The sequence below is a fragment of the Bacillus sp. SRL543 genome, from assembly GCF_984799205.1.
In genome coordinates, this window is record NZ_OZ481794.1 from 2,344,482 (window position 1) to 2,356,417 (window position 11,936).

Annotated in this window: 11 protein-coding genes; 1 reads left to right on the forward strand and 10 read right to left on the reverse strand. The window is 48.3% G+C overall.

From position 1 onward, the window contains the following. Positions 1-161 precede the first annotated feature (161 nt). The 4 genes from AC4E8B_RS11755 to AC4E8B_RS11770 all read right to left on the reverse strand — a co-directional run bounded on the left by AC4E8B_RS11755 (position 162) and on the right by AC4E8B_RS11770 (position 4,375). Entirely contained in the window at positions 162-1,256 is a 1,095-nt protein-coding gene (locus AC4E8B_RS11755) for a branched-chain amino acid aminotransferase (protein WP_490219191.1), read from the reverse strand. 186 nt (positions 1,257-1,442) lie between these two features. Further along, positions 1,443-2,039 carry a branched-chain amino acid aminotransferase gene (locus AC4E8B_RS11760; RefSeq protein ID WP_490219192.1) on the reverse strand — a complete coding sequence of 199 codons (597 nt, stop codon included), beginning with the start codon at positions 2,037-2,039 and terminating at the stop codon, positions 1,443-1,445. A 157-nt stretch (positions 2,040-2,196) separates the two neighbouring features. Continuing rightward, positions 2,197-3,591 (reverse strand): flavin monoamine oxidase family protein, encoded by a 1,395-nt coding sequence (locus AC4E8B_RS11765; protein ID WP_490219194.1) that lies wholly within the window; start codon positions 3,589-3,591, stop codon positions 2,197-2,199. Positions 3,592-3,748: 157 nt separating this feature from the next. Further along, positions 3,749-4,375: a flavodoxin family protein gene (locus tag AC4E8B_RS11770; protein WP_490219196.1), complete on the reverse strand. Its 627-nt coding sequence runs from the start codon at positions 4,373-4,375 to the stop codon at positions 3,749-3,751. Positions 4,376-4,601: 226 nt separating this feature from the next. On the opposite strand from AC4E8B_RS11770, the gene AC4E8B_RS11775 reads away from it, so the two are divergent. Next, positions 4,602-5,138, forward strand: coding sequence for a ribonuclease H-like YkuK family protein (locus AC4E8B_RS11775; protein ID WP_490219197.1), 537 nt, complete (start codon positions 4,602-4,604; stop codon positions 5,136-5,138). 2 nt (positions 5,139-5,140) lie between these two features. Here the strand turns inward: AC4E8B_RS11775 and AC4E8B_RS11780 are convergent, their stop codons facing one another. The 6 genes from AC4E8B_RS11780 to hydA all read right to left on the reverse strand — a co-directional run bounded on the left by AC4E8B_RS11780 (position 5,141) and on the right by hydA (position 11,935). Continuing rightward, the gene (locus tag AC4E8B_RS11780) at positions 5,141-5,605 is read right to left on the reverse strand and encodes an SRPBCC family protein (protein ID WP_490219199.1); all 465 of its coding nucleotides are present in this window, start codon (positions 5,603-5,605) and stop codon (positions 5,141-5,143) included. A gap of 91 nt (positions 5,606-5,696) precedes the next feature. Continuing rightward, a complete protein-coding gene (locus AC4E8B_RS11785) occupies positions 5,697-7,052 on the reverse strand; it encodes an aspartate aminotransferase family protein (RefSeq protein ID WP_490219201.1) in 1,356 nt (451 codons plus the stop codon). 31 nt (positions 7,053-7,083) lie between these two features. Next, positions 7,084-8,547, reverse strand: a complete 1,464-nt coding sequence (locus tag AC4E8B_RS11790) for a CoA-acylating methylmalonate-semialdehyde dehydrogenase (RefSeq protein ID WP_490219203.1) — start codon at positions 8,545-8,547, stop codon at positions 7,084-7,086. Between the two features lie 128 nt (positions 8,548-8,675). After that, entirely contained in the window at positions 8,676-8,903 is a 228-nt protein-coding gene (locus AC4E8B_RS11795) for a hypothetical protein (RefSeq protein ID WP_490219204.1), read from the reverse strand. A gap of 21 nt (positions 8,904-8,924) precedes the next feature. After that, positions 8,925-10,379, reverse strand: coding sequence for an NCS1 family transporter (locus AC4E8B_RS11800; RefSeq protein WP_490219206.1), 1,455 nt, complete (start codon positions 10,377-10,379; stop codon positions 8,925-8,927). A gap of 140 nt (positions 10,380-10,519) precedes the next feature. Next, positions 10,520-11,935 carry a dihydropyrimidinase gene (hydA, locus tag AC4E8B_RS11805; protein ID WP_490219208.1) on the reverse strand — a complete coding sequence of 472 codons (1,416 nt, stop codon included), beginning with the start codon at positions 11,933-11,935 and terminating at the stop codon, positions 10,520-10,522. Position 11,936: the final 1 nt, after the last annotated feature.

The window sequence follows — 11,936 nt, forward strand, 5'->3', positions numbered from 1 at the left end:
TAGGACGCTTGCTCACTAAGGAACGCAGACTAGGAACGCCACGTCCTGTGGCAACGTCTGCATGACCCGCATCCTGTGGGCCACAAGCATAAGACCCTCCAGCAATATAAAAAAGCCCGGCATTTGCCGGGCCATCTTTAAACAGCTTCCAGTTTTTTGTGTTACACTTTTGCAGCTGCTGGTTTCCCGACTTTCACCGTCCAGCCGAAAGGATCGGCTACTCTGCCATACTGGATGCCAGTCAGTGTATCATAAAGCTTCCGGCTCAGCGCTCCGGTTTCTCCATTGTTGAGGACGAGCTTTTCATCCTGCCACAGGAATTCGCCGATCGGGGAAATGACAGCTGCAGTCCCTGTGCCAAAGGCTTCTTCCAGCTCACCATTCCGGTAAGCCTGCACCAGCTCCTCAATGGAAATTCTTTTTTCTGTAACCGGGTGTCCCCATTCTTCAAGCAGGGCGATGATTGAATTCCTTGTAACCCCTTCAAGTATGCTTCCATTCAAAGACGGCGTGATGATTTCTCCGTTCACTTTGAAAAACACATTCATGCTTCCTACTTCTTCAATATACTTTTTTTCTTTTCCATCCAGCCATAATACCTGGGCATAGCCGCCTTTGCCTGCACCCTGCTGGGCTTTAAGGCTCCCGGCATAGTTGCCTCCTGTCTTGGCATTGCCTGTGCCGCCCGGAACAGCCCTGACGAATTCCTGTTCAACAGCAATCTTTACCGGATTGATACCTTCCTTGTAATAGGCACCCACAGGGGAAAGGATGATGATGAACTGATAGCTGGCAGATGGAGCAACTCCTAAATAAGGTTCTGTTGAAATGACAAACGGCCGTATATAAAGGGAAGTACCTTCAGCAGAAGGAACCCACTCTTCTTCGATCACCAGCAGCTTCTTGAGTGCTTCCAGCGCCAAATCCTCATCGATTGCAGGTATGCATAGCCTGCTGTTGGATCTGTTCAGCCTCTGCAGATTCTGTTCAGGCCTGAATAAAAGGATATCCTGATTTTTTGTACGGTATGCTTTAAGGCCTTCAAAGACGCTCTGGCCATAATGGAAAATCATAGCTGCCGGATCCAATGTGATCGGCTGGTAGGGAATGATGCGGGGATCGTGCCATCCGGCCCCTTCCTTATAATCCATCACAAACATATGGTCAGTGAAATATCTGCCGAATTCCAGTGCCGCTGCTTCTGGCTTGGCCTTTTTCTCATCCCTTAAAGTTACGCTGATCTGGCAATCTGTCATTTGAAAAAACTCCTTTTCTGCTATTCTGCTTTGAAGTGTTGAAGGGAAAGGGTGAAAAAGAAGCAAATGATTGAATGCGATATCGCACCTGATCATTTGCACCCTTCCTTGCTTATTTTTCCAGTAATTAACCATTTGATAATATTCTTAATATTATGGCAATCCTTTAATCAAAAGTCAAGAACTTTATCCTTGCTGACTTTGTGCACCTTCAGCAAGATTGAAAAGAAATTCATATACTAGGCTGTATGCTTCTCCAATTGACAATCCCTCATGGTAACCAGCAAGTGCATCAAGGGAAAAATTCAAGTTCCAAATCCCTTCACCTGAATCAAACATCAGGTCATATGCGTCCCCGTTTCCTGAGAGCCCCCTATCCAGGCTGTCTTTCAGGTATTTCTGAAATTTCTTCTGCAGCTTCAATCCAAGCATAATATCATAGTTGCCGAACACATCATCCACCTCAAGAGAGACGGCATCTGCACCGATGACATCAAACCACTTGGACTCCATATACACAAACTCGCGTTTATGCTCACGGAAATATGAAATGGGCTTTTCCAGAAAAGCTGGCGATTCTTCAGCAAGTACCTCTTCTGTTTCTTTATCGCCTCTTTCCAGATAAGCCTCGCGGAAGCGGTCTCCCTCATTGCCGATCGTAATACCTTCAGCAGAATCTGTGTCTGTTATACCCATATATTCTTTTTCTTTTGTAAAGAGCAAGGCTGTCCCTTTTTCTTTTTGTTCTTTTTCTATGTATGAGGCAAGATTTTCTTTTAGCATGATCTTCTCCTTTTTCAGCGGTTTGCGGATTTCATTCCCGGAAATTTTAACGAGCTTATAAGCAGTATACCATTCCTTTCAGGCTTCACATAACACTTGAATCCGGGGGAGGGCAGAACCCCCGGGTAATATAGCTTTATAAAGGGACTGTATGCTGTTATTCCAAAAGGTCCATCTGCACTTCAAGTGCGGCCCTGCCCCCGCTCTCCACTGCTCCATTCATATAGCCCTGATAAAGGATGGAGGTATGCTCCCCGGCAAAATAGCAGCTTCCTTCCTTTTCCATCTCCACTCCTGCAAAGCCTGTATGCTGCCCGACCTTCCTGAAGGAATAGGAACCTCCAGTCCAGCTGCCGGCAATCCAGCAGGAAATCAAATCCCTGCCATTAAATTGATCTGCTGCACCTGTGAATAAGCGTGACAAATCCTGCAGAAAACTCCGCTTATGCTTCTCCTTGCCTTCCTTCATCAAGCGAACGGCTTCCTTTCCGCCTGCATAATGCACAAGGATACCGGCGTCCCCCTTTTGTGCCCGGGTAGCTTCAAAGGCAGATTGGAACATATCATTAGTATAGATCGTTCCGGTGCTGCCGTACTTCTCCCATAATCTGCTGCTGAATTGAAAATGCGCTTTTAAATTATGGCCCATGCCAAGCTCTTCTATTGCTTTTGCTTTTAATGGGCTGAAGCCGCTCTCTGTGTAATCGACAGTATGTCTTAAAACAGTAAAAGGAATGGCCATCACGACTTTGCCGGCATAGATTTTCTCTATTTTTCCTGCTGTTTGAAACGCAAGGTGATACCCGCCCTGACCGAGGGCTTTGATGCTTATAAGCTGGTGGTCATAAAGGATAGATCCGTTCAGTTTCTCCTTTAATTTTTCAATGATGAGGCCGTTCCCGCCCCTCACCCTGTATTTTTCATCAGAGGTGCCGATCACATTGAAATGCGAGCCATTCAGCCCTCCTACTAGGCTGATGAGATTAAGGGCGCTTTGTTCTGCACAATCCGCCCCGTATTCAATTGTATAGGCATCGCATAAAAGCTGGCCGAACTCAGAGTCTGTCCCTCCCTCGATATTTTGATCTATCCAGTCTACGATCGACATGCTATCAAGCTCTTTCGCGCGCTTTGAATGCCTGTTGTACAAAGGAGGGAATTCGCAAAGCCTGTATTCTTCTTTGACAGTGTCAGCTATCATGCTGTAGAGATCCTCGATTCTTTTCCCGGGGATGCTTTTTCCATTAATAAGATAAAGCGTCTCTCCCCCTTCTTTTTCAAAGCTGGTCAGGTCATCGGTCTGCAAACCGAGTTCAGAAATCAAGCCAAGTATTTCTTTATGGTTAGAGTCAATGAACTCTCCACCGCATTCAGCAAACTGCCCTTCTGCAAAAAAACTCCTGTTTGTCCGGCATCTGCCGCCTGCGCCAGCCTGTGCTTCGAATACCACAGCTTCGATTCCTGCCTGCTTCAGCCGGAAAGCGCAGGTAAGTCCTGCGAGACCTGCACCTATAATGGCAATAGCATGCTGTTTTAATTCAACCCTGTCCATAATGTCACTCCTGCTGCCAACTTGAAATTGCAGAATTTAGCATTCCCCCAATGCCTGTATTGAATCCCGGGGGAGTAAAGTTTTGTGCGCAAGTACATTTGCGAAATAAAAAGAAACAGGGCTCCTCCGGAGAGGAAGCCCTGTTTGGTCCTTGGAGCTATTCTTCAATGACATTTCCCTCTGCAGGGATGGGTTTGTTTTTCAGCATGCTGGCAAAGTGGAATAAATTATAGGCCAGAATTTTTGCATGCTGTTTGGTGAAGCTGTTTTTATAGCCTTCAGCCTCAATGAATGATGGGCCTGGGCCTGCTTCGCCGACCCAATAGGCATCCACATTCGGCGGGATGGTAAAGCCGATATGTGATAATCCGTAAATGATGGATTTGGATGCATCCTTGGCTCCATCCTCATTGCCTGTGACAACGGCTCCGCCTACTTTATTATAATAAAGATACTGTCCCTTATCATTTGTCATGCTGCTGGCACCGTAAAGCCTTTCTATGGCCAGAGTGGCAATGCTGCTCTTTTCCCCGAGCCAGATCGGTGTCCCAATGACCAGGATATCCGCTTCTTTCACCTTCTCAAAGATTTCCGGCCACTCATCCCCTTCGCCTTCATCGGCGGAAATCCCGTAGGAAATGTTAAAATCAGCAAGCCTGATGGTTTCTGATTCTACTCCAAGGGTGTCAAAGTGACCGATTACCTCATCCATCAGCCGCTGGGTATTTGAGGGCTCTGCCCCTGCTTTCAAACTGCAATTCAGAAATAAACTCTTGATTTCCATACTATTAGCCTCCTTGCGTTCTCTACTGTTATATATCCTCACAGGACGCTGGCAAACATGGAGATGTTCAGAAAATGCCTTTTGAAAAAAACGAACAACATCCCTTGATTTCATTAATATAATAAATGAAAGCACCAGTCATATTCCTTCTGCCCATTGGATAATAGAAAGAATCCAATATGCTTTGGATACTTGCCATAAACCAACTGAAAAGCGGTGATAAAGAGTGAAAACCGATTCGCTTTCTTCTTTCAGCTTTCAGAATCTGCAGGAGCGCAATCTAACCTTTGAACAGGTTTTTGAACGCATCCTGCGCTTCATGTCCCGCCAGCCTGCAGGCAATTATCGGCTCATGGTCGGTACAGATTCACAGGTACATCCTGAGTCGACCCGGTTTATAACAGGGATTGTTATTCAGAATGAAGGAAAAGGGGCCTGGGCCTGCATCAGGAAAACGACTGTTCCCCGGAAGATGCAGCAGCTCCACGAACGGATTTCTTTTGAAACATCATTAACAGAAGAAGTCGTAGCCCTTTTCAATGAAGAAAAAAAGAACGCAATGATTGATATCGTCCTTCCTCATGTCTACAAAGGTGCTACTTTTGCAATAGAGGGGCATATTGATATTGGATCCGGCCCGCGGAATAAAACGAGGGAATTCGTGAATGAGATGGTTGCCAGGCTGGAGTCTATGGGGCTTGAGCCAAAAATAAAGCCGGACGCCTTTGTGGCATCCAGCTATGCGAACCGCTTTACTAAATAATCTTATAATGGAGTCCTGATCTTTTTGTTATAAATTTCTTCTGCTTTCCGGGCAACCGCATCTGTAAGCTCCATCGTGATGGAAGGCAGTGATGAACTCAATATGCTGTTGGCCATCTTTGCCATCAGGCCCTCTGCCCTGATGGTCAGGCAGCCGGTCATGATATTGGTCCGGTTCTCTTTTTTTGCCCAAAAATAGCCTTCACCTGAAATTTTTTCGTTGATTCCCTCAAGATTGAAAGTCACTTTTTCCGGCTCCTGCCAGGTGACAATCTCCACCTTCAGCTGAATTTTCTTCTTCATGATGCCCACATCAGTGTAAAAGCTCCATGTCGATTCGCGGTCATTGATGATCTTATGGTCAATATATCCAGGTACAAGCGGGGCCCAGCGGTCAATATTGCTGACGAACTCCCACAAAGATTCAATCGGTATATTTACTTCGGCTTGGTGGCTGCAGCTGGCCATGTATCAAACTCCCTTTTCTGAATAGGTTCTATTTAACATCTTATTCTTAACCATTTTCCCTTATGCTTTAAAAAAGAGGGATGCCTGCAGTTCATAAAATACTTTCCAAGGCTTCCTTAAGTGTACCGATAACCAGGCCGGCATCTTCTTCTTTGATGTTGAGAGGCGGCGAGAGCGCCAGGACGTTATTGAAGCCTGCCACGGTTGCTCCATTCTTCCCGATCAGCACCCCTTTCTCCCGGCAGGAGGCTATGACTTTATTGACGAGGACAGCGTCGAGGGGCTCTTTCGTCTCTTTGCTGCTGACGAGCTCAATCCCGATCAACAGCCCTTTCCCTCTGACATCGCCGACAAAAGGATGATCCGCAAGTAGTGAGGCAAGCTCCTCTTTCATCTTCGCGCCAAGATCGGCCGAGCGTTCATACAGGTTTTCCTTTTCCAGGATTTCAAGGTTCTTATGTGCCAGTGCACAGGCAGCCGGATTTCCCCCGAATGTATTGATATGCCTGAAGTAGTCATATTCCCCGCTGCCCTTGAATTCCTCGTAAATCTCTTTTTTCACAGCAGTGGCCGACAGCGGGAGATAGGCGCTGGTGATTCCCTTGGCCATCGTAATAATATCCGGGCTGATACCGTCATGCATAAAGCCAAAAGGCTTCCCTGTCCGCCCGAAGCCGCAGATCACCTCGTCAGAGATCAGCAGGGCTCCATGCTTTTCGCACACCTCTTTGGCAGCCTTCATATAGCCTTCCTGCGGAGTGATGATTCCGCCGCCTGTGATGATCGGTTCCATGATCATCGCTGCAATGGTCTCGCTCAGTTCCCATGTCATTGCCTGGTCAAGCGCTTTGACTGCAGGCAGATCAGCCGGGCTGCCGGAATGGGCTCCGTCTCTGTAGGAGTCTGGCGGCTGTACATGTATGAAGCCCGGGGCGAGGGGCTCATATTTGTATTTTCTTTGCGCCTGGCCTGTCGCGGCGAGCGATCCCAAGGTATTGCCATGGTACGACCGGTAGCGGGACACAATTTTATAGCGCCCCGATTCCCCGCGCTGCTGATGATACTGCCTGGCAATTTTAAAGGCGGTTTCATTTGCTTCTGAGCCGCTGTTGGAAAAGAAAATAACATAGTCTCCGCCAAGCAGACTATTCAGCTTCTCAGCAAGCCTGATGGCAGGGGAATGGCTCTGGGTCAGCGGAAAATAAGGCATCTCCTTCAGCTGTTCGTATGCAGCCTCTGCAAGCTCTTTCCTGCCATAGCCGGCATTGACGCACCACAGGCCGGCCATCGCATCCAAATACCGCTTCCCGTCACTGGCAGTTATCCACGAACCTTCAGCTTTTTCCGCGACAATGGTCGACTGGGGGCTGTAAGGCTTCATAGAATGCCATACATATTGGTCATCCTGTTCAAGCAATGTTTTATTTCCGTTCACTGACTGTGCCATCCTATCTCCTCCTCATTGCTGCTAAGTTATTTCAGAGTTCAAACCGGGATGTGACCATTTTCTTTTTCGTATAAAAATTCAAGCCATCTTTGCCATTGACATGAAGGTCCCCATAGAAGGAATCCTTCCACCCTGAAAAAGGGAAAAAGGCCATTGTAGCAGGGACACCTACATTGATGCCGAGCATCCCGGCATCTGCCTCTTCACGGAATTGCCTGATGCTCCTGGCATCATTCGTATAGATGGTCGCACCGTTTCCGTATCTAGACCTGCGGATGAAATCAAGCGCCTCATCAAGATCATCTGCCCGGAGCAGGCTCAGTACAGGCGCGAAAAGCTCTTCCTTTGCAATAGTCATATCGCATGTCACTTTATCAAAGATCGTTGCACCAAGGAAGTTCCCGGCTGGATGCCGCTCCATCTCCGTGCGGCCGTCCCGGATCAGCTCTGCCCCTTCTTCTTCTCCCTTTTCAATAAGTCCGAGGACTTTTTCAAGATGCTCCCTTCTGATGACAGGCGTCAGGAGGGCATCATCTTCCATCCCGCTGCCGACCTTGAGCTCATCGGCTTTTTTCTTGAGTTCATTGATAAACCGGTCGTTTTCTCCCACCACCACAACCGCGCTGCATGCCATGCACCGCTGTCCGGCGCTGCCGAATGAAGAGCTGATGATATGCTGGGCCGCCTTCTCTACATCAGCATCAGGCATGACGATATGGTGATTTTTAGCACCTGACAGCGCCTGGACACGTTTTCCTTCAGAAGCCGCCCGTTCATACACATATTTTGCAACCCGCTGAGAACCGACAAATGAGATGGCGGCAACCTCTTTATGTTCAAGCAGTGCATTCACAACATCTTGTGCGCCGTGTACAATGTTCAGGACTCCTGGAGGGGCGCCCGCTTCGGCAAACAGTTCAGCAAGGCGCGCTGCCAGGATCGGCGTCCTTTCAGACGGCTTCAGCACAAAAGTATTCCCGCAGGCAACAGCAAGAGGGAACATCCATAAAGGGACCATCATCGGGAAGTTAAAAGGAGTGATCCCTCCAACCACGCCCAGCGGGTAACGGAACATCTCAGAATCAATATCTTCAGCGATCCCTGAAAGCGACTCACCCATCATTAAGGTCGGGGCACCTGCGGCAAATTCCACACACTCGATGCCTCTTTGAACCTCGCCGAATGCTTCTTTGAAGGATTTTCCGTTCTCTTTTACAATCAGCTCAGCAAGCTGTTCATGATGCTGTGACAGAAGATTATGATATTTGAAAAGAAGCCTCGCCCTCTTTGGGACAGGCACCTTCCTCCACGAAACGAATGCCCTTCCTGCTGCCTGGACAGCCAGGCTGACATCTTCTGCATTGGAGGCAGGCACCCTTGCGAGCACTTCATCATTGGCAGGGTTGATGACTTCAAATGTTTCTGCAGAGAAAGCTTCGACCCAATTGCCATCAATAAAATTTCTCAAAACCTCTGTTTCATGCCTGATCGCCATATGCTCCATCTCCTTCATATGATAAATATCCGCTTCAGATCTTTATAAGACCTCTATAGAAAGCTGCACATGAAAGGCGAAGGATCAGCGGCAAATAATAAAATGCGCAATCCTTCGCTCTATCACAGCTATTTTTGTTCTGCAGAATGCTCTTTCTGCTTGAGCAGAAGCCCGCTGAAGTATTTCCGCGCTTCTGCTGTCCCGACATGGATCGTTTCCTGGATCCCGCTGGCCGGATTGGCAAACAAGATGGCCGCTCCATCCAAGTCTTCTTTCACCTGAAGGATGCGGAATCCTTTTCCGATATAAAAATCGATTTTGTCTCTTTCATGCAAAAAGAACTGGTAGTCTGACATACTCTGACCTCCTGAAAATAGTCAAGATTTCACGGAATCAGCGGCTTTTTCCTGATCATCCTCCAAAATCCAGTCTCGCCCCACACTGATCCCGAGATATTTGCTGTCATCAGGATCATTGATTTCTGCCTGCTGATATTTGCGGAACCACCAGTACCTGGCGAGAAGGTAATAGCAGCCTGCTCCGGCCAGGAATCCGGCCAGGAATGAATAGTTGGGAAGCCAGTATGCAACTGCGGCACCAATGACCCAGCTGATGAACCCTGCAAGGTTGATTCCTCCCCAATACCTGAACTGCCCATGGTCCTCGTATAATTCAGGGACATTGACGCGCCTTTTTCTCAGCAGATAATAATCGGCAAAAAGGATGCCGACAATCGCAGACAGGATGCCGCCTACAAATAGGAGCACAGGGATGATGACGCCAAAGAGATTCCATGGCTGGACGACTGTCCCGACAATGCCTGCTGTAATGACGCCGGCCCAGAAAGGAAACTTCGGCCCGCCGACATTAGAAAATATCGTTGCCGCCGGAACGACATTGGCCGCCGTGTTGGTGGACCATTGCGCCAGGATAATCATCAGAAGCAGGACGCATAGAACCAGTCCTCCCGCCGCTTCCTGAAGGGCGATGACAGGATCGTAATTCAGGACGGCAATATAAGCGATCCCTCCTATGATGATCATAAAGGTCTGTGTCAGCGGCATGGCGACCAGATTGCCGATTAGCACCCCTTTATTGCGCTTGAACCAGTTTTTTTCATTCACAGGCGCCTTGATGAAGCGGGAAATGGAAGGGATATCAGCGCTCAAGGTCGCCCAAAAGCCCATATTGCTGAAAATCACAACAAGGAAAGCAGTGAATGCATCAGTTCCCGCTGCCGGATTTTCTGTCCATGTCCAAATATTCCGTCCTGCCTCTTCAGCCGTATCAGATAAAGATAGGTACATCCAGACGGAAATCAGGATAATGACCGGAGCTGCCATGTCAGCAAAACGCTCTATCGCTTTTATCCCAAGACAGGTATTGATGAGCTGTGCAGCTGCGAAAATAAGAAAACAGATAAACCAGTTATCGAAACCGAATAAAATATCCATGATGCCATTCATGGCAGTGGCACCGAAGTAGGTATTGATCCCAAACCACATGGATGCGGTGACGCCCCTCGTGATTGAGGGGATATGAGTCCCGATTGTGCCGAAAGGGGCGCGCATATAGACCGGGAAGGAAAGGCCGTGCTCTATCCCGATGTCTGCAATCAAACTGATGAACAAGCCGATTCCGAGGCAGCCGATCACCGTTGCAATAATGACCAGCGGCAATGGGAGGCTCATGACCCCGGAGCCTCCGATGGCAAAGGTGGCGAGTACCACCACCATGCCCACCCACATGAATGAATAGCCGAGCGAGGTGATATTCCTGTCCTTTTGCTGGATCGGATATAGGTCAGGGGATTTCAGATGGCTTTTTTTCATACGTACACATCCTGTCCGGTTAATTTTTGTCAGGCCAAGAAGCTGATTGAAACCGAAAAGCCGGGTTAGTGCGTGCCATCATCCTGTTCACTGAAACAAAGCCGGAAAACTCATCTCCGTCCACAGCCAACCCTCTTAATCTAATAAGCAGGAATCACGTTATTGTAGGTTTTGTGCTTAAAATATTTTGCTCTTTTTAAATATTGCCCGCTGCCCGCTTTTCCGGCAAACTGGCGGTCTTTAATTACATACTCTCCCCTTACGAGCACAGTGACAGGCTCTCCTTTGACTGACAATCCTTCAAATGCGCTGTAATCAACAGCCAAATGGTGGGTGCCGGCAGAAATGGTTCGTTCCTTTTCAGGATCAAAAAGGACAATGTCGGCATCAGAGCCTACAGCAATCGTCCCTTTCTGCGGGTAGAGGCCAAATAGCTTCGCAGCCCGGGTCGAAGTGATGTCGACAAATTGGTTGAGGGTGATCCTTCCCTTTGCCGCCCCTTCCGAAAAGAGGATCGAGAACCGGTCTTCAATGGTCGGGCCTCCGTTCGGAATTTTGGTAAAATCCTCCCTGCCCAGGTCCTTTTGCCCCTTAAAGTCAAAAGAGCATTGGTCAGAGCCGATCGTCTGGAGCTGGCCGCTTTTGAGGGCATTCCATAAAATGTCCTGATTCCATTTTTCACGGAGCGGCGGGGACCACACATATTTTGCGCCTTCAAATTCAGGCTTCTCGAGGCTGGTCTGGTCAAGAACAAGATACTGCGGACAGGTTTCCCCCCAGACATCAATGCCCCGGGAGCGGGCTGCGGCAATTTTTTCTGCTGCTTCAGCGCAGGATACATGTACAACATACAGCTGGGAGCCTGCAAGGCCGGTCAGCTCAGCCGCACGCCCCGTTGCCTCCCCTTCCAGCTCAGGAGGTCTTGTCAGCGCATGGTAGATCGGTTCTGTATGTCCTTCTTCCAATGCCTTTTTCGTAAGATAATCGATGACATCCCCGTTTTCTGCATGCACCATGACAAGAGCCCCAAGGTCCTTTGCTGCGACCAGTGTCTTGAAAAGCGTTTCATCATCAGCCTGGAAGACATTTTTATAGGCCATGAAGACTTTAAAAGAAGTAATTCCCTCAGAATCTATCACTTTCGGCAGCTCTGCCAGTACTTTATCATTGATTTCCCCGATCATGAGGTGGAAGCTGTAATCGATGGCAGCCTTGTTTTTTGATTTTTGATGCCATTCATCGATGCTTTCCTGAAGCGGCCTCCCTTTAGATGTCAGGCAAAAATCTATGATGGTCGTCGTTCCCCCAAAGGCTGCGGCAATGGTGCCTGATTCAAAATCGTCCTTTGTCACTGTCCCGCCGAATGGCATATCCAGGTGGGTGTGCGGGTCTATGCCGCCCGGAAAAACATAAAGCCCCTCAGCATTGATGATCTCCGCCCCGGGATCTTGAAGATCCCTGCCAATCAGGGCAATTTTTCCTTCATCTATTAAAATATCAGCCTGAAAAGTATCTGATGCTGTCACTATAGTGCCGTTCTTTATTATTTTCTTCATA

Bases quoted from the DNA above. Each gene is read 5' to 3' on its own strand.
- AC4E8B_RS11755 (WP_490219191.1), bottom strand. From the start codon at position 1,256: ATGACAGATTGCCAGATCAGCGTAACTTTAAGGGATGAGAAAAAGGCC.
- AC4E8B_RS11760 (WP_490219192.1), bottom strand. From the start codon at position 2,039: ATGCTAAAAGAAAATCTTGCCTCATACATAGAAAAAGAACAAAAAGAA.
- AC4E8B_RS11765 (WP_490219194.1), bottom strand. From the start codon at position 3,591: ATGGACAGGGTTGAATTAAAACAGCATGCTATTGCCATTATAGGTGCA.
- AC4E8B_RS11770 (WP_490219196.1), bottom strand. From the start codon at position 4,375: ATGGAAATCAAGAGTTTATTTCTGAATTGCAGTTTGAAAGCAGGGGCA.
- AC4E8B_RS11780 (WP_490219199.1), bottom strand. From the start codon at position 5,605: ATGGCCAGCTGCAGCCACCAAGCCGAAGTAAATATACCGATTGAATCT.
- AC4E8B_RS11785 (WP_490219201.1), bottom strand. From the start codon at position 7,052: ATGGCACAGTCAGTGAACGGAAATAAAACATTGCTTGAACAGGATGAC.
- AC4E8B_RS11790 (WP_490219203.1), bottom strand. From the start codon at position 8,547: ATGGCGATCAGGCATGAAACAGAGGTTTTGAGAAATTTTATTGATGGC.
- AC4E8B_RS11795 (WP_490219204.1), bottom strand. From the start codon at position 8,903: ATGTCAGACTACCAGTTCTTTTTGCATGAAAGAGACAAAATCGATTTT.
- AC4E8B_RS11800 (WP_490219206.1), bottom strand. From the start codon at position 10,379: ATGAAAAAAAGCCATCTGAAATCCCCTGACCTATATCCGATCCAGCAA.
- hydA (WP_490219208.1), bottom strand. From the start codon at position 11,935: ATGAAGAAAATAATAAAGAACGGCACTATAGTGACAGCATCAGATACT.